Origin of the sequence: Rhodococcus tukisamuensis NBRC 100609, from assembly GCF_001894985.1 — a bacterium.
GTDB classification, from domain to species: domain Bacteria; phylum Actinomycetota; class Actinomycetes; order Mycobacteriales; family Mycobacteriaceae; genus Rhodococcus_G; species Rhodococcus_G tukisamuensis.
The window spans coordinates 185,320-200,503 of the sequence record NZ_BCXG01000007.1 but is presented as its reverse complement, the minus strand read 5'-3'; the positions used below and the strand labels follow the sequence as shown (position 1 = coordinate 200,503).

17 protein-coding genes are annotated in these 15,184 nt (G+C 69.7%); 11 read left to right on the top strand and 6 right to left on the bottom strand.

The annotated features are described in order from the left end of the window. The first annotated feature begins 58 nt into the window (after positions 1-58). The 3 genes from mshC (at position 59) to RT2_RS10705 (ending at position 2,276) form a co-directional block, all read left to right on the top strand. Positions 59-1,300 carry a cysteine--1-D-myo-inosityl 2-amino-2-deoxy-alpha-D-glucopyranoside ligase gene (gene mshC / locus RT2_RS10715; RefSeq protein ID WP_072844760.1) on the top strand — a complete coding sequence of 414 codons (1,242 nt, stop codon included), beginning with the start codon at positions 59-61 and terminating at the stop codon, positions 1,298-1,300. An 80-nt stretch (positions 1,301-1,380) separates the two neighbouring features. Then, complete coding sequence (locus tag RT2_RS10710; RefSeq protein ID WP_072844759.1) at positions 1,381-1,866, top strand: hypothetical protein; 486 nt, start codon at positions 1,381-1,383, stop codon at positions 1,864-1,866. An 8-nt stretch (positions 1,867-1,874) separates the two neighbouring features. Beyond that, complete coding sequence (locus tag RT2_RS10705) at positions 1,875-2,276, top strand: DUF1622 domain-containing protein (RefSeq protein ID WP_072844758.1); 402 nt, start codon at positions 1,875-1,877, stop codon at positions 2,274-2,276. 36 nt (positions 2,277-2,312) lie between these two features. Here RT2_RS10705 and RT2_RS10700 read toward each other — a convergent pair whose 3' ends face one another. Continuing rightward, complete coding sequence (locus RT2_RS10700; RefSeq protein ID WP_072844757.1) at positions 2,313-3,305, bottom strand: NAD(P)/FAD-dependent oxidoreductase; 993 nt, start codon at positions 3,303-3,305, stop codon at positions 2,313-2,315. 91 nt (positions 3,306-3,396) lie between these two features. On the opposite strand from RT2_RS10700, the gene RT2_RS10695 reads away from it, so the two are divergent. The 3 genes from RT2_RS10695 to RT2_RS10685 all read left to right on the top strand — a co-directional run bounded on the left by RT2_RS10695 (position 3,397) and on the right by RT2_RS10685 (position 5,226). Continuing rightward, positions 3,397-3,993 (top strand): helix-turn-helix domain-containing protein, encoded by a 597-nt coding sequence (locus RT2_RS10695; protein ID WP_072844756.1) that lies wholly within the window; start codon positions 3,397-3,399, stop codon positions 3,991-3,993. A 98-nt stretch (positions 3,994-4,091) separates the two neighbouring features. Next, positions 4,092-4,892 carry a CPBP family intramembrane glutamic endopeptidase gene (locus tag RT2_RS10690; RefSeq protein ID WP_072844755.1) on the top strand — a complete coding sequence of 267 codons (801 nt, stop codon included), beginning with the start codon at positions 4,092-4,094 and terminating at the stop codon, positions 4,890-4,892. Positions 4,893-5,028: 136 nt separating this feature from the next. After that, complete coding sequence (locus tag RT2_RS10685) at positions 5,029-5,226, top strand: hypothetical protein (protein ID WP_072844754.1); 198 nt, start codon at positions 5,029-5,031, stop codon at positions 5,224-5,226. Between the two features lie 118 nt (positions 5,227-5,344). Here RT2_RS10685 and RT2_RS10680 read toward each other — a convergent pair whose 3' ends face one another. After that, entirely contained in the window at positions 5,345-6,379 is a 1,035-nt protein-coding gene (locus RT2_RS10680; protein WP_072844753.1) for an alpha/beta hydrolase, read from the bottom strand. 348 nt (positions 6,380-6,727) lie between these two features. Between RT2_RS10680 and RT2_RS10675 the strand changes: the two genes are divergently transcribed. Continuing rightward, entirely contained in the window at positions 6,728-7,123 is a 396-nt protein-coding gene (locus RT2_RS10675) for a tautomerase family protein (protein ID WP_072844827.1), read from the top strand. A 38-nt stretch (positions 7,124-7,161) separates the two neighbouring features. Here the strand turns inward: RT2_RS10675 and RT2_RS10670 are convergent, their stop codons facing one another. Next, positions 7,162-7,533 (bottom strand): YybH family protein, encoded by a 372-nt coding sequence (locus RT2_RS10670; RefSeq protein WP_072844752.1) that lies wholly within the window; start codon positions 7,531-7,533, stop codon positions 7,162-7,164. A gap of 107 nt (positions 7,534-7,640) precedes the next feature. On the opposite strand from RT2_RS10670, the gene RT2_RS10665 reads away from it, so the two are divergent. Continuing rightward, complete coding sequence (locus RT2_RS10665) at positions 7,641-8,531, top strand: LysR family transcriptional regulator (protein ID WP_072844751.1); 891 nt, start codon at positions 7,641-7,643, stop codon at positions 8,529-8,531. Here RT2_RS10665 and RT2_RS10660 read toward each other — a convergent pair. After that, complete coding sequence (locus tag RT2_RS10660) at positions 8,518-9,915, bottom strand: flavin-containing monooxygenase (RefSeq protein WP_072844750.1); 1,398 nt, start codon at positions 9,913-9,915, stop codon at positions 8,518-8,520. The two genes, RT2_RS10665 and RT2_RS10660, sit on opposite strands and share 14 nt — an antisense overlap. Positions 9,916-10,142: 227 nt before the next feature. Between RT2_RS10660 and RT2_RS10655 the strand changes: the two genes are divergently transcribed. Both RT2_RS10655 and RT2_RS10650 read left to right on the top strand, forming a co-directional pair. Continuing rightward, entirely contained in the window at positions 10,143-10,928 is a 786-nt protein-coding gene (locus RT2_RS10655; RefSeq protein ID WP_072844749.1) for an oxidoreductase, read from the top strand. Between the two features lie 44 nt (positions 10,929-10,972). Then, complete coding sequence (locus tag RT2_RS10650) at positions 10,973-11,782, top strand: alpha/beta fold hydrolase (protein WP_072844748.1); 810 nt, start codon at positions 10,973-10,975, stop codon at positions 11,780-11,782. 3 nt (positions 11,783-11,785) lie between these two features. On the opposite strand, the gene RT2_RS10645 is transcribed toward RT2_RS10650, so the two are convergent. Beyond that, the gene (locus tag RT2_RS10645; RefSeq protein WP_072844747.1) at positions 11,786-12,805 is read right to left on the bottom strand and encodes an alcohol dehydrogenase catalytic domain-containing protein; all 1,020 of its coding nucleotides are present in this window, start codon (positions 12,803-12,805) and stop codon (positions 11,786-11,788) included. 342 nt (positions 12,806-13,147) lie between these two features. On the opposite strand from RT2_RS10645, the gene RT2_RS10640 reads away from it, so the two are divergent. Beyond that, a complete protein-coding gene (locus RT2_RS10640; protein WP_217635592.1) occupies positions 13,148-13,741 on the top strand; it encodes a VOC family protein in 594 nt (197 codons plus the stop codon). Positions 13,742-13,750: 9 nt separating this feature from the next. Here the strand turns inward: RT2_RS10640 and RT2_RS10635 are convergent, their stop codons facing one another. After that, positions 13,751-15,175, bottom strand: a complete 1,425-nt coding sequence (locus RT2_RS10635; protein WP_072844746.1) for an aldehyde dehydrogenase family protein — start codon at positions 15,173-15,175, stop codon at positions 13,751-13,753. Between the last annotated feature and the right edge of the window lie 9 nt (positions 15,176-15,184).

The window sequence follows — 15,184 nt, the reverse complement described above, 5'->3', positions numbered from 1 at the left end:
ACCTTCTTGGAACGACTCGTGCGGATCGCGTGTCCGGGCCTCGGATAGGCTCGGGGCCATGCAGTCCTGGTCCGACATTGCCGTTCCCTCCGTCCCCGGTCAGGGTCCGCCCCTGCGCCTTTTCGACACCGCGGACCGCCGGGTCCGGCCCGTCACGCCGGGCGCCGTCGCCACGATGTACGTCTGCGGGATCACCCCGTACGACGCGACCCACCTCGGTCACGCGGCGACCTACCTCGCCTTCGACCTGGTGAACAGGCTCTGGCGCGACGCCGGGCACGAGGTGCACTACGTGCAGAACGTCACCGACGTCGACGACCCGCTCTTCGAGCGGGCCGAGCGCGACGGCGAGGACTGGGTGGTGCTCGGCATGCGCGAGACCGCGCTGTTCCGCGAGGACATGGAGGCGCTGCGGGTGCTGCCGCCGCGCGACTACATCGGCGCGGTCGAGTCCGTGAACGAGGTCGTCGAGATGGTGGAGAAGTTGCTCGCCGCCGGGGCCGCGTACGTGGTGGAGGACGCCGAGTACCCGGACGTCTACTTCCGGGCCGACGCCACCGAGCAGTTCGGCTACGAGTCGGGCTACGACCGCGAGACCATGGAGCGATTCTTCGCCGAGCGCGGCGGCGACCCGGACCGCCCCGGCAAGCGTGACCCGCTCGACGCCCTGGTGTGGCGGGCGCAGCGGCCGGGCGAGCCGTCCTGGCCGTCGCCCTTCGGCGCGGGCCGGCCCGGCTGGCACATCGAGTGCTCGGCGATCGCGCTCAACCGCATCGGTTCCGGCTTCGACGTGCAGGGCGGCGGCACCGACCTGATCTTCCCGCACCACGAGTTCTCCGCGGCACACGCCGAATCCCTGGTACTGGAGCGGCGTTTCGCCCGGCACTACGTGCACACCGGGATGATCGGGCTGGACGGCGAGAAGATGTCCAAGAGCCGCGGCAACCTGGTGTTCGTCTCCAAGCTGCGGGGCGAGGGCACCGACCCGATGGCGATCCGGCTGGGCCTGCTCTCCGGTCACTACCGGACCGACCGGGCCTGGACGGACGAGGTCCTCACCGCCGCCGAGCAGCGGCTGGACCTGTGGCGCCGGGCCGCCGCACGGCCGACCGCGCAGAACGCCGAGGACACCGTCGCGCGGCTGCGTCAGCACCTGGCCGACGACCTCGACACCCCCAAGGCACTCGACGCGGTGGACGGCTGGGCGCGCCGCGCCGTCGAGCACGGCGGCGCCGACGCGGCGGCGCCCGGTCTGGTCTCCGACGCGGTGGACTCGCTGCTGGGCGTGTCCCTGCGCTGACCTCCGCCGCCTTCTCCCCAATGTCACACTGGGTCCCTTGGGGATCCCCGATGTGACATTGGGGACGGAGTGGGGGACGAATGGATGACCTTTCACCGATGCGACCGGTCGTGGTGAATGAGGACGTCCCGGCGTCCGAGCCGTGGTGGCCGGGTGCGGTTGGGCTCGCCCTCGTCGCCACGGTGTGGATCTACGCGTTCGCGACGCATCCGTCCGGACCCGTCGCGTGGGCGGTGGGTGGTCTCGCGATCCTCGTCGGCCTCGGGTGCTTCGTCGCGGTGACCCGGCGGACCCTGCGCGAGAACGCCGGCCACCGGATTCCGTGGTGGGGTACGCCGCCGGTGCGGCCGCGGCAGTGGGATCTGCTCGCCGGTGTCGCGAGTCCGTTGATGACGGTGGGGGTCGTCGTTGTCGCCGGCCTTGTCGGTCGCGGATTTTGGCCGGTGCTGGTCTTCCTGGCGGCTGTCGTGATCGTCGCAATTGGGGTCAACGTCGTTCACAACCGTCGCAGTTCAACCGGTGATCCAGGCCGGTTCGGTGGGCGGGGGAGCGTCACCTCGGATTAGATGGGCAGATGGACACAGTCAGGTTCTTCGAGCTGGCGACCGAGACCTTCGAGGTACTCGGAGTCCTGTCGATGGTGGTGGGGTTCGTTTTCGCGTTCCTCCTCGCCGCGCTCACCTGGAAGCGGACCGGCGACGGCGCGCGGGCGTTCAAGACCCTGCGCGAATCCCTCGGCGGGGCAATCCTGCTCGGCCTGGAGCTGCTGGTCGCGGCGGACATCGTCAAGACCGTCACGTCCACACCGTCGCTGACCGACGCGGCAATCCTGGGACTGATCGTGCTGATCCGGACCGTGCTGAGCCTGTCCATCGAGGTGGAGATCGAGGGGGTGCCGCCGTGGAAGCGGGCGCTGACCACGGGCCCGCAGGTGCTGGCCCGGGCAGCACGTCAGGCCGGCGACGAGGCGCGGTGACGCGGCCGGCGTGAACCACCGGCCGCGATCGCCTCGCTAGGCCCTGACAGCCGAGTCCTGCTGTCCCCGAGGCGAACCGGCGTGGCGCCGGGCGGCAACGGCCAGCCGGGTGTCCTCGGCGATCAGGTCCGCGTTCAGCGCGGCGCCGGCCATCACCCCGGCCGCGGCGGCACCGATCACCTGGGCGCGCGGGTCGGTGACGTTGCCCGCAGCCCACACCCCTGGCACCGTGGTGGCGCCCATAGCGTCAACGGGGAGGTGGGTGCCGATCACGTGGCCGCCCATCTCCATCGCGGCCGGCTCGAGGCCCAGGCCCGCGAGGAAGTCGGCGCGGGCGGTGAAGGGCGGCGAGACCACCAGGGCCCGGCAGTCGACGCGCTCGCCGGTGGCCAGCTGCACGCCGGTGAGCCGGTCCTCGGACACCTCCAGGCCGGTCACCTTCTCGGCCACGACGGCGATGCCGCGGGCGGCGAGCTGCTCGGCCTCGTCCGCGGTCGGCTCGGGGCCGTCGTGCAGGAACAGGGTCACCTCCGCACTCCACTGCCGCCACATCAGGGCCTGGTGCACGGCGAGCGGCCCGGTGGACAGCACGCCGATCTTCTCGTCGCGCACCTCCCAGCCGTGGCAGTACGGGCAGTGCAGCACCTCACGACCCCACCGCTGCTCCAGGCCCGGCACGTCGGGCAGCTCGTCGACCAGGCCGGTGGTGACCAGCAGCCGCCGCGCGGTCACCCGGCGGCCGTCCGCCAGCTCGACGCGGAATCCGTCGTCCGTCGCGTCGGCGGTGGTGACGGCGCCGGTGACCAGCTCGGCGCCGTAGCCGGCGGCCTCGTCGCGACCGTCGGCCAGCAGCGCGGCGGGGTTGTCGCCCTCGCGGCCCAGGTAGTTGTGCATGTGCGCGGCCGGGGCGTTGCGCGGGGCGCCGGCGTCGACGACCAGGACGGAACGCCTCGCCCGTGCCAGCGTCAGTGCCCCGCTGAGACCGGCCGCGCCGCCGCCTACGACAACGACGTCGTACTTCTCGTTCATGTGTGCTCCTCGTGCTCGTCGGTGGGCTCCGACTCTGCGCCCGCCGCCGCCGGGCTGGCAAGTTCTTTTGCCGAGGCGGCAAACTGGGGGGATGAACGAAGACCCGCACTCCCTCGAGGACGTCCTCGACGCGGTCGGTCCGCGGCTGCGGGTGCTGCGCCTGCAACGCGGTGCGACGCTCGCGCAGCTGTCGGAGTCGACCGGGATCTCGGTCAGCACGCTGTCCCGGCTCGAGTCCGGTCAGCGACGGCCCACGCTGGAGTTGCTGCTGCCGTTGGCCCGCGCCCACCAGCTTCCCCTGGACGAGCTGGTGGACGCGCCCGCCACCGGCGATCCGCGGATCCACGCCCGGCCGATCAGCCGGAACGGGATGGCGATCATCCCGTTGACGCGGCGACCCGGCGGGGTGAGGGCGTTCAAGCACGTGATCCCGCCGCACACGCCGGCCGGCGAACCGAAGCTCCAGGTGCACGAGGGCTACGAGTGGCTGTACGTGCTCTCCGGGCGGCTGCGGCTGCTGCTCGGCGAGCACGACATCGTCATGACGCCGGGGGAGGTGGCGGAGTTCGACACCCGGACCCCGCACTGGTTCGGCAACACCGGCGACGAGCCCGTCGAGGTGCTCAGCCTGTTCGGTCCGCAGGGCGAGCGTGCGCATGTCCGGACCCGGCCGGGTGCGTCCTCCTGACGCGACACGCCGACGACACGGGTGGCCACGTGCTGCGCGTCGCGGAACCGGCTGCGAGAATTGCGCCCTGCGTCGAACTACCCAAAAGGGGCATACGGATGAGTGGCACCACCGGCGCACACGCGCTGCCGGAACAAACGGCACCCGAGCGGTTCGGGCACCTGATCGAACGGCGCGACGACGCCGACTTCCCCTTCTACAACGACCGGCCCGCGGCGCTGTCGGTACGTCAGTGGCTTTTGCTGGTGGCTTCGGTGGTGGTGGGCTTCGCGGCGCTGGTTCTCATCCCTCAGCCGAACAGCTTCGTGGCACTTGTTCCGCGGATCCTGTTCGTCTGCATCCCGCTGGGCGTGCTGGCAGTGGTGACGCGGGATCACTGGCGGGCGCTGTTCCGTCGCGTGCGTGGCCGTGACGTCGCCACCATGGTCGGCTTCGCCGTACTCAACCTGGTCGTCACGTTCACCCTCGCGCTGATTGTCAGCTCCGTGTTCGGGGTGGCCAAGAACGAGGCCATCGACGAGGTCGGCACAGCCGGCGCGCTCGACACCGTCGCCTTCTACGTGGGCACCGGTTTCCAGTTGGTCGGCGAGGAGGTCTTCACGATCATCCCGTTCCTCGCGGTGATGTACTTCCTGTTCACCAAGGTGAAGGTGTCCCGCAAGACCGCGATCCTGCTCGCCTGGCTGATCAGTTCAGCCTGGTTTGCCGCCGCCCACCTGCCGACCTACGACTGGAACTTCGCCCAGGCCTTCATCGTCATCGGCGGCGCCCGGCTGGTGCTCACCCTGGCCTACATCCGCACCAAGAACCTGTTTGTCTCCTCGGGCGCGCACATCATCAACGACTGGACGCTGTTCACTCAGTCTCTGGTCGGCGGCGCGGCGTTCATCGCGATCTGAGTCGCCGGCCGAGGGAACCTCACCGGACGCCAGGCGCCGCCTCAAACGGTAAGTGGCGAAACGACTCTGCCGTGTTGTGGGTACTCGCGGTGTGGATCGTGCCGCATGCGCCCTCTCGTCGCCATATCCTGAGTGAATGGGCACGAACCCCGCTGCAGATCAGATCGCTCGCCTGCTGATCGAGCGGGAGGATCTCCTGCTCGATGGCCGCGAACTCGAGGCTCGCCTGGACCGATTGAGGCGACGGCTCGATGACGTGAACGCGGAGATTGCCTCACTTCGCCGAATTGAGTGCGAACTGCTCCAGCGCCACCCCGAGCTCGAACAGGACTGATTCTGAGGCTGTTCGAACGTTCGCCCGCCATGGTGGCCGCCTCTCGCTGGAAGCAGCGGACGGAGCTGGCGCACAATCGCCAGCTCCGTCCACAGACAATGTCGCTCCTGACGGCCGCCTAGATTCCCAACGACCGGGCAATCATCGGCCAGGAGTTGTGCAGGTCGTCCTGCCAGTAGCCCCACGAGTGGGTGCCGGCGGGCTTGAAATCGAACGTCGCCGGAATGTTCAACTGTGCAAGACGGTTGGCGAGGTTGTGGGTGCAGTAGTTCGCGGCGGCCTCGATGACGCCGCCGACGATGACCTGGTTGGCGAGCGCCCCTACCTGGCCGTTGATGCCGGGCGCGTCCAGCGTCTCGTGCGGGCCGGGGAGTCCGGAGCCGGCGGCGATGTAGAGGTCGGTCCCGCGGAGCTTCTCGGCGTTGACGACGGGATCGTTCTCCACCCAGCCCGGCCCGTCGAGGGGACCCCACATGTTGGTGATGTCGCCGCCGCCGCGTGTTCCGGTGACCACACGGATCGCCTCTTGACCGGCGAAGGTGCTGGTCTCTGCGCAGCCGCTGTACGCGCCGACACTCTTGTAGAAGCCGGGCTTCGCGATCGCGAGATTGAGCGCCGAGGTTGCGGTCATGGAGATCGCGGCAATGGACTGCACTTTGTCGGTGTTGAACGTGGCGTCGATGACGGGCGGAAGCTCCTCGTTCAGGAACGTCTGCCACTTCTGGCGGCCGAGTTTCGGATCGTCCTTGACCCAGTCGGTGTAGTAGCTGAAGGCACCCTCGAGTGGGGTGACGACGTTGACGTTCTTGTCCTTGAAGAAGTTCATGACGTCGGTTTTGCGCTGCCAGGTGGCCGAGTCCTCGCCGCCGCCTGCGCCGTTGAGGAGATACAGCGTCGGTCGCGGCACGCTGGTGTCCGAGGGAAGGATGACTTCGAGGGGGATCTTCCGATCCATCGACGGCGAGTACACCGAGATGGTGACCTTGCGGTCGGAGTTCTTGGTGGTGCTCACCAGATAAGAGCCACTGGCGTTCGATGTGGCGGCGGTGTCACCGGCAGCCGAAGCTGTCACAGGGATCGCCAGCAGCGAGGCGGCTGCCACGACCACCGCAGCCGCGAGAACCCTGCCGCGCCCGACCTTCGAACTCCTCATACGGATGTCCTCCCCCTGAACTCGAAACATGCCGCGTAACACCGAATGTGCTCACGGTCGGTCGTCAACTCAGCACCGAGCCTCCCCGTGGACCGGCATTGGTGCAGCACCATACCGTCTGAAGTGCGGTGAATCTCCCGATCAGCGATACCGGCTCGGGATTCGCCCGTCGATTCATCCCACGCCGATGACATCGCAAACCAGTTCTCGAGCTTCGGTGTTCGCGAATATCCTGGCAGCTGGTCCGTGGAAACCACGGAGATCGCCGGCCAACTCCTGGGCGAGCCGGCGTCGCGACGAACTCGTGATCGCGACCAAGACCTTCAGCGATCTGACAAGGTAGACACCATGCCTACCGCCCTGATCGAGGTTCGCCGACGTTATTCAGAAGCGGATGAAATTGCCATCATCGACGCGGTTCATGGCGCGCTGGTGGCTGCTTTCCTCATCCCACCGCAGGACAAGCATGTGCGACTCATCGCACATGAGCCCCACAGGTTCGCCTGCCCGCCGCATCTGGCGGAACCCGAGTTCTGCACCATCGTCTCGATCGATTGTTTCGCCGGTCGATCAGGGCAGGCCAAGCGGAACCTCTATGCCGAAATCGTCGACCGCCTCGCGGCGCTCGACATCCCCCGAGACCACATCACGATCACCCTGAGGGAGATCGAGCCCGAGAATTGGGGGATCCGGGGAGGACAAGCCGCCTGCGACGTCGACCTCGGCTTCAACGTGCATGTATGACGAGCATTGTCGACGCGGCCTGCTGACCAGCAGTCCGTCTACGAGCCGTCGGTCGGTGTCACGAACTCCGGCTGATCGAGCACCCGCAACCAGCTTCCGTCCGCCTGCCTGCGGGCGACCTGGGCCCGGGCGCCCGCACCGTCCCTCGGGGGAGTCGACGTCAGTGCGATATTGCCGCTGATCAGCGTCGGCAGCGGCGGCTCCTGCTCGAAACGCGGCGCGTGCGCCAGCACCGACTCCCAGAGTGCCTGGATGGCGGCGCGGCCCACGGTCTGGCCGCCGGGTGGGTACGCCATCACGGCATCCTCCTCGTAGAGCGCCGCGACCCCGGCCGCGTCGCCGGCATTGCTGCGTTCGACGAACAGGCGGGTGAGGTCTTCCGGGACGAGCGCTTTCTCATTGGGCGACATGGCAATTCCTTTGCTCGAATGGACGGTTCTGCCGACAGGGTCCAGCCTTCCCCGCCGACTGTCATGTGTCCAACAGATAGTTCTTCTGGGAACTAGAATCTGCAGTCATGGAATTGCGTCAGCTGGAGTATCTCGTCGCGGTGGCCGAGGAATGCAACTTCACCCGGGCCGCCGAACGCATGCACGTCAGCCAGTCCGGGATCAGCGCGCAGATCCGCCAGCTCGAACGCGACCTCGGCGCACAGTTGATCGACCGTTCGAGCCGCACCGCCACCCTGACCGCCGCGGGCAAGGCGGCGATCGCACACGCCCGCGCCGCGCTCACGTCGGCGGAGGCGGTCCGGCAGGCCGTCGACGAGGTGACCACCCTGATCCGGGGTCGGCTGGTGGTCGGCATGGTCACCGCGTGCACCGTCACGGGGCTGTTCGACGCGCTGGCGGCCTTCCACACCGCTCATCCCGGGGTCGAGATCACCCTCGTCGAGGACGGGTCGGATCGGTTGGCGGACAAGGTGCGGTCCGGCGCGGTGGACCTGGCCCTGGTCGGGTCCGCATCGGCCCCGCCGCCGGGACTGGACGCGCTGCAGATCGTCAGCGAGCGACTCGTGGTGGCGGCGCCGCCCGGCCACCCGCTGACAGGGCTGCGACGGGTGCGGATCGAGGACCTGGCGCGGCACCCCATCGTGTGCATGCCGAAGGGCACGGGGATCCGCACGGTCTTCGACCAGGCCTGCGCGGCGGTTGGGGCCCGGCCGGAGATCGCGTTGCAGGCCAGTGCGCCGGACGCAGTGGCGGACCTCGCGACCCGTGGCCTCGGCGTGGCGATCCTCAGCGAGTCGATGGCGGGCGGGTACGGCGGGCTCGTCGCCCGGGTGATCGACGACGTCGGGATCCCCGCGGTGCTGGCGCTGGTCTGGGGTCGGACGGGCACCCCGGCGCTGCGTGAGTTCGTGTGGCACTGCCGACTTGCCTTCGGCGAGGGTCCTACCCCGGCCTGACGGACTCGGCGACCGCCGCACTGGCGCGGCGGGCACCCCGCCGGCGCTCACGGCCCAGCTCCCACAGGTAGTGGTCGAAGTCGACCTCCATGGTGTGACGGGCGGACTTGTAGAACCGCTTCTTGTAGAGCTGGTCCTCCCGGGTCATCTGCGCCCGCACCTCGGTGTCGTCCGGGGCGACGTAGTCGCCGCGCACCGTCTCGGCGATCCAGGCGCCCTGTGCCTCGGCGAGCGGCATCACCGCACCCACCGGCTGCAACAGCCCCACGAAGTACAGGCCGGGCAGGTCGGGGTGGACGGTCCGCTTCCACAGCGGCAGGTCGTTGTCCTCGACGCTCAGCAGGTCCGGGTCGAGGAAGGGGAAGGACACGCGGTACCCGGTCGCCCACACGATCAGGTCGGCCGGCGCGCTGCTCCCGTCCACGAAGACGACACGGTCGCCGTCGAGCCGCTCGATGCCGGGCCGAGGGGTCAGCCGTCCGGAGCGCAGGGCGTCCCGGATGCCCTCGGACTGCACCGGATGCGACTGGCCGGGACGGTGCGTCGGCTGCGGCAGGCCGAGCTTGGCCACGTTGCCGGAGAGGGCGGCGCCGAAGGCCAGCCGGGCGCTGGTCACCCACCAGGGCAGCCACGCCGGCAGCGCGATCTGGTCCGACGGTCGCCCGAGCAGGAACTTGCGGAGCACCCACTCGCCGCGACGCTGGGAGATCGACGCCGACCGGGCGCACTCGGCGGCCGCCACCGCGATGTCCATCGCCGAGTTGCCCGCGCCCACCACCACGACGTCCCGCCCCTTGAGCTGGTCGGCATTGCGGTAGTCGTGCGAGTGGATCTGCTGCCCGTCGAACGTGCCCGGGTAGGCCGGCTCGGGCCACCGCGCATCCCAGTGGTGGCCGGTCGCGACGACGACCGCGTCGAACTCCTCGGTGCGCGTTCCGTCGGGCCCGGTGACGGTGACCGACCAGCGGCCGTCGGCCCCCCGGTCGACCCGGTCGACGGTGGTCGAGAAGGTCAGGCGGTCGCCGAAGCCGAAGTGCTCGACGTAGTCCCGGAAGTAGGCGGCGACCTGGTGGTGCATGGCGTAAGCCGGGTAGTCCTGCGGCATCGCGAAGTCGGAGTAGGCCATCCGCGGGCAGGACGTGTTGATCTCGAGGGTGTCGTAGCAGGCGGAACTGCCGTTGGGGTTGTCGTAGACCCAGTTGCCGCCGACGACCGGGCCCTGCTCGTAGCACTCGAACGGGACGCGCGCGCCGTAGAGCGCCTTGGCCGCGGTGATCCCGCTCGACCCGGCGCCGATCACGCAGACCCGCGGCAGGGTGGGGTCGGGGGTGATCGGCGCACCCTGGGCCGGAGCTCGATGCCCGGCCTTGACCATGTAGGACATGTCGTCATGGTGGCACGGGAGACGGCGGTCCGACAGGGATCGATGCCGACCGGGGTCGCCGCAGATGGGGAAGTTCGTCCGACGTGCACGCCGGTGCGGGGCTATTGTCGCAGGTGGACCGCGCCCGACTTCGCCAAGACGGTCGGCGCAGGTCCTCGAGTTCGCGGTGATGGCCACCGCAGCCGCGGTGGCCGGATGGAGTTCGCATCCACCCGGGAGGGTGTCCGATGGACCTGCACCTCGATGGAAGATCCGCGGTGGTGACCGGCGCCAGCAAGGGCATCGGCCTGGCGATCACCCGCAGCCTCGCCGCGGCCGGTGCGCACGTGGTCGCCGGATCACGCACCCGTACACCGCAACTGGAGGCCCTCGAGTCCGAAGGGAAGGTCACCTTCGTGGCCTGTGACCTGTCCACCGCCGAGGGGCCGATCGCGCTGGTCGCGGCCGCCGAGCGACTGGGCAGTGTCGACATCCTGGTCAACAACGCCGGCGCGGTCACCCCGCGGCCCGGCGGCTTCGTCTCGGTCACCGACGAGGACTGGAACGCCGCGTGGTCACTCGGGATGATGGCCGCGGTCCGGACAACCCGCGCCGCGATCCCGGGGATGACCGCGCGCGGCAGCGGGTCCATCGTCACGATCGGCTCGGTCAACGCGTTCTACCCCGACCCCGGCATTCCCGACTACTGCGCGGTCAAGGCCGCGCTCACCAACCTCACCAAGGCCCTGTCGAAAGAGCTGGGCCCCAAGGGTGTTCGCGCCAACTCCGTCAGCCCGGGACCGGTGTCGACGGACCTGTGGTTCGGCGACGGCGGCGTCGCGGACGTGATCGGGAAGTCGAGCGGCGCGAGTGCCCAGGAGGTCGCGGACGGCGCCGTCGCCGGCACCGCGACCGGTCGGTTCACCACCCCCGACGAGGTCGCCGACCTGGTGGTGTTCCTGGCCTCCGACCGGGCCGCGAACATCACCGGCGCGGACATGACCATCGACGGCGGATTCATCACCACCGTGTAGGTAGGAGCCGATCACCGAAGAGCCGGGCAGGAAAGGGACACCTCATGAGAATCACCCAACTCGCCAGGTCGGCCTTCGTCATGGTGGCCCTGGTGATCGTGGCCGCCGTGACGACCGCGGTCCCGGCGGCCGCGAAACCGCTGCCCACGATCGTGCTGGTGCACGGGGCGTTCGCCGACACCACCAGTTGGGACGGCGTCGCGGCGAATCTGCGGGGCCGCGGCTACACCGTCGTCGTACCGGACAACCCACTGCGCGGGCCCGGTCACGACTCCGCCGTGATCGAGAAGACGCTCGCCGGCATCTCGGGCCCGGTGGTGCTCGTCGGGCACTCCTACGGCGGCGCGGTGATCACCAACACCCACAACCCGAATGTGCGGGCGCTCGTCTACGTGGCGGCCTTCGGCCCGGCGCAGGGCGAGCCGGTCCAGCTGGCACTGGACCCGATCCGGTTCCCCGGGAGCCAACTCCTGCCGCCGGCCCTGCAGGTGAAGGTCGTGGACGACGCGCACGCGATCGGCGGCAAGAACCTCGACGGCTACATCGCCGACGCATATTTCCACCAGGTGTTCGCGCCCGACGTCAGCGACAGTGTCGCCGCGACCATGCTCGCCCACCAGCGCTCGATCGCCCTGTGGGCGAACCTCGAACCGTCCGGGCCCACGTCGTGGTCGGACACCCCGAGCTGGTACCTGGTCTCGGCGGGGGACACGGTGATCCCGCCGGCGGCGCAGCGGTTCATGGCCGATCGCATGCACGCGCACACCAGCGAGGTCCAGGCCTCGCATGTCGCGCTGGTCTCGCAGCCCGGCGTGGTGGCCGACACGATCGTCGCGGCGGCCAGCGGCTCGTAGCGGTCAGAGCCCGGTCGTCAGGACGACGCGGAATCGGGCCTTGCCGCTGAGGGCGTGCCGGTACGCGGCCGGCGCGTCGATCAGCGGGACCTGCTCGATCATGGGACGGATGCCCGTGAGGGCCGCGAAGTCCAGGGTCCGTTCGACGTCGCGGGCGGTGCCGGCCGGGTGCCCGCGCACCGCGCGGGACTGGAAGATCAGTTGGAAGGGGCTGACCGGGATCGGCGTCGGGACGGCGCCGATGACGATCAGTTCGCCGTCCGCGGAGAGCCCGTCGATGGTGGCGGCCATGGCCGCGGAGTTGGCGGCGGTGGCCTGGACGACCCTGGCCCCGCCCAGAGCGAGCAGCTCGACGGCGACGTCCTGCGTGGTGGAGTCGATGTAGTGCCGGGCGCCGAGCTGGCGGGCAAGCGGTTCCTTGTCCGGGCCGCGGGCGATCGCCACCGTGTCGAAACCCATCTTCGCCGCGAACTGGACGCCCAGGTGCCCGAGGCCACCGAGGCCGAGGACCGCGACCAGGTCGCCGGGCCGGGCCGAGCTCCGGCGCAGCGAGTTGTAGGTGGTCACCCCTGCGCAGGCCATGGGCCCGGCCTCGGCGGCGGTGAACTCGTCGGGGATGCGGGCGATCGCGGTGGCAGGCACCACCACCGCGTCGGCGTACCCGCCCGGGTAGTGCCAGCCGGGAACCTGGAGGTTCTCGCAGTGCATGAAGTCCCCGTCACGGCACGGGTCGCAGTACAGGCACGCGCCGCCGAACCAGCCGACCGCCACCCGATCCCCGGGGCGCCAGCGGGCGACCGCCTCGCCGACCGCGTCGATGCGACCCGCGATTTCGTGGCCGGGGGTCACCGGGAAGGTCACGCCGGGCAGCGCGTTGGTGACGAACGCGTCGTCGGAGTGACAGATGCCGCAGGCCTCCACGGTGACCCGCACCTGACCCGGACCGGGGTCGGGAATCTCGCGGGTGGTGAGGTGCAGTTCGGCGCCGGGCTGGTCTACCTGGACGGACCGGATACTGGCCATGACGAATATCTCCTCCCTGGCGTGATCAACGCGGGTCGGAGGACCGTACGAGATGTCGTGCGCGGCAGAGACACTCGCCAGGAGTCGGGTGCAGAGACGGTCCGGACCGCCGCGGCGTGTCCCGTCCTGACGGGGCCCACCGCCATTCGGCGTCGATGCTTCGAGCGTAATGCCCATCCGTCGCGATGACCATCGCCCGGCCGGTCGCCATCTCCTTCGAGGTGCTACGGGTGATGGACTTTCGGCGTTTCGTGGTGGGAGTGTGGATCTCGGGCCAATCGGAGTGAGATCGGCCGGCGGTGACATCGGCCGGCAGCAACGACAGGAGTGGTTGCCGTGGACATGAAGCTCGAGATTGTGGTTTTGCCGGTCTCCGATGTGGACCGGGCCAAGAACTTCTACCAGTCGCTCGGGTGGCGTGAGGACGCCGACGTCACCACCGGCCCGGATTTCCGGGTGGTGCAGCTGACACCGCCGGGTTCGGCCTGCTCGGTCATCTTCGGAATCGGTGTCACCTCGGCGGTCCCAGGTTCGGCGGACGGCCCGCAGCTCGTGGTGACCGACATCGAGGCGGCCAGGGCCGACCTGGCGAGCCGCGGTGCGCCGGTCAGCGACGTCTTCCACGACACCGGTGGGGTGTACCACCACGCCGGGGCCACCGGACGGGTCCCCGGGCCGGACCCGGACCGCCTGAGTTACTGCTCGTGGCTGTCCTTCACCGACCCGGACGGCAACACCTGGTTCGTGCAGGAGGTCACCACCCGGCAACCCGGCCGGGTGGTGACCTCCGGTCCGGTGGCCTACGCCTCCGCCGCCGACCTGGCGGAGGCGCTGCGCCGCGCGGCCGCCGCGCACGGCAGGCACGAGGAACAGATCGGGCAGGCCGACCCGAACTGGCCGGACTGGTACGCGCAGTACATGGCGGACGAGCGCTAGGGACGAGCGTCAGAACTGGATGGACTTCGTCTCCAGGAACTCGGCGAGGCCGTCGGGTCCGAACTCGCGGCCGTTGCCGGACTGCTTGTAGCCACCGAACGGTGCGTTCAGGTTGAACGCACCGCCGTTGACCGCGACCTGACCGGTCCGGAGACGACCGGCCACCGCGCGGGCCCGGTCGACGTCCCGCGACCACACCGCGCCCGAGAGTCCGTAGTCGGTGTCGTTGGCAATGGCGACGGCCTCGTCCTCGGTGTCGTAGGGGACGATCGAGAGGACCGGCCCGAAGATCTCCTCCCGGTGAATCGTCATGTCCGGGGTCACATCCGAGAACACGGTCGGCTTGACGTAGTACCCGGCCGGCAGTCCGGAGAGCGGTCCGCTGCCGCCGGTGAGAAGGGTGGCGCCCTCCGCCACGCCGCGGTCGATGTAGCCGCGGACGCGGTCCAGTTGCGTCTTCGAGACCAGAGGGCCGAGCACGGTTCCCGCGTCGGCGGGTTCGCCGACGGCGACCGACTCCGCGGCGGCCTTGACCGCGGACTCGACCTCGGTGAGCCTGTCCCGGGGGACGATCAGTCGCGTCAGCGCCGAGCAGGTCTGGCCGGAGTTCAGGAACGCCATCTGCACGGCGTGCGGCACGACCGCGTCGAGGTCGGCGTCGGGGAGCACCACGTTGGCGCTCTTGCCGCCGAGTTCGAGGGTGACCCGTTTGACGGTGCGGGCGGCCAGTTCACTGACCCGGGTGCCGGCGCGCGTGGACCCGGTGAAGGACACGAGGTCGACGTCTGGGTGCGAGGCGATGGCCTCGCCGACAACCGGTCCGGTGCCACTGACCAGGTTGAACACCCCCTTGGGCAGGCCGACGGCATCGACGATCTCCGCCAGCAGCCAGGCGTCGAGCGGCGCCACCTCGCTGGGTTTGACGACGACGGTGTTGCCGGCGGCGAGCGCGTAGGCGACCTTGCCCGCGATCTGGTGCAGCGGGTAGTTCCACGGCGTGATCGCGCCGACGACCCCGACCGGTTCGCGGACGATGAGCGAGTTGCCGCGCTCGGTCTCGAACTCGAAGGACTCGGCCACCTCGGCGGCGTGCAGGAAGCTGTTGATCGGCATCGGCACCTGCACCGCCGCCGCGAACGAGAGCGGGGACCCCATCTCGTCCGAGATCGTCTGCGCGACTTCGTCCGCGCGGTCGATCAGGCCCTGCGCGACGGCCCGCAGGTAGGTGGCGCGTTTGTCGACCGGGGTGTGCCACCAGTCCTCGAACGCGGCCCGGGCCGCGGCAACCGCGGCGTCCACGTCGGCGGGAGTGCCGTCCGGTACCGCGGAGATGACCTCCTCGGTGGCGGGGTTGAGGACGTCGATGCTCGCGGTTCCCTGGGAGGGGACCCACTGCCCGCCGATGTACAGCTGGTCGAAATGATGTGTGCTCATGTCTGCCTG

What these genes read in the sequence shown, in the direction of transcription:
- mshC (WP_072844760.1), top strand. Translation starts at nt 59, where the DNA reads ATGCAGTCCTGGTCCGACATTGCCGTTCCCTCCGTCCCCGGTCAGGGT.
- RT2_RS10710 (WP_072844759.1), top strand. Translation starts at nt 1,381, where the DNA reads ATGGATGACCTTTCACCGATGCGACCGGTCGTGGTGAATGAGGACGTC.
- RT2_RS10705 (WP_072844758.1), top strand. Translation starts at nt 1,875, where the DNA reads ATGGACACAGTCAGGTTCTTCGAGCTGGCGACCGAGACCTTCGAGGTA.
- RT2_RS10700 (WP_072844757.1), bottom strand. Translation starts at nt 3,305, where the DNA reads ATGAACGAGAAGTACGACGTCGTTGTCGTAGGCGGCGGCGCGGCCGGT.
- RT2_RS10695 (WP_072844756.1), top strand. Translation starts at nt 3,397, where the DNA reads ATGAACGAAGACCCGCACTCCCTCGAGGACGTCCTCGACGCGGTCGGT.
- RT2_RS10690 (WP_072844755.1), top strand. Translation starts at nt 4,092, where the DNA reads ATGAGTGGCACCACCGGCGCACACGCGCTGCCGGAACAAACGGCACCC.
- RT2_RS10685 (WP_072844754.1), top strand. Translation starts at nt 5,029, where the DNA reads ATGGGCACGAACCCCGCTGCAGATCAGATCGCTCGCCTGCTGATCGAG.
- RT2_RS10680 (WP_072844753.1), bottom strand. Translation starts at nt 6,379, where the DNA reads ATGAGGAGTTCGAAGGTCGGGCGCGGCAGGGTTCTCGCGGCTGCGGTG.
- RT2_RS10675 (WP_072844827.1), top strand. Translation starts at nt 6,728, where the DNA reads ATGCCTACCGCCCTGATCGAGGTTCGCCGACGTTATTCAGAAGCGGAT.
- RT2_RS10670 (WP_072844752.1), bottom strand. Translation starts at nt 7,533, where the DNA reads ATGTCGCCCAATGAGAAAGCGCTCGTCCCGGAAGACCTCACCCGCCTG.
- RT2_RS10665 (WP_072844751.1), top strand. Translation starts at nt 7,641, where the DNA reads ATGGAATTGCGTCAGCTGGAGTATCTCGTCGCGGTGGCCGAGGAATGC.
- RT2_RS10660 (WP_072844750.1), bottom strand. Translation starts at nt 9,915, where the DNA reads ATGTCCTACATGGTCAAGGCCGGGCATCGAGCTCCGGCCCAGGGTGCG.
- RT2_RS10655 (WP_072844749.1), top strand. Translation starts at nt 10,143, where the DNA reads ATGGACCTGCACCTCGATGGAAGATCCGCGGTGGTGACCGGCGCCAGC.
- RT2_RS10650 (WP_072844748.1), top strand. Translation starts at nt 10,973, where the DNA reads ATGAGAATCACCCAACTCGCCAGGTCGGCCTTCGTCATGGTGGCCCTG.
- RT2_RS10645 (WP_072844747.1), bottom strand. Translation starts at nt 12,805, where the DNA reads ATGGCCAGTATCCGGTCCGTCCAGGTAGACCAGCCCGGCGCCGAACTG.
- RT2_RS10640 (WP_217635592.1), top strand. Translation starts at nt 13,148, where the DNA reads ATGAAGCTCGAGATTGTGGTTTTGCCGGTCTCCGATGTGGACCGGGCC.
- RT2_RS10635 (WP_072844746.1), bottom strand. Translation starts at nt 15,175, where the DNA reads ATGAGCACACATCATTTCGACCAGCTGTACATCGGCGGGCAGTGGGTC.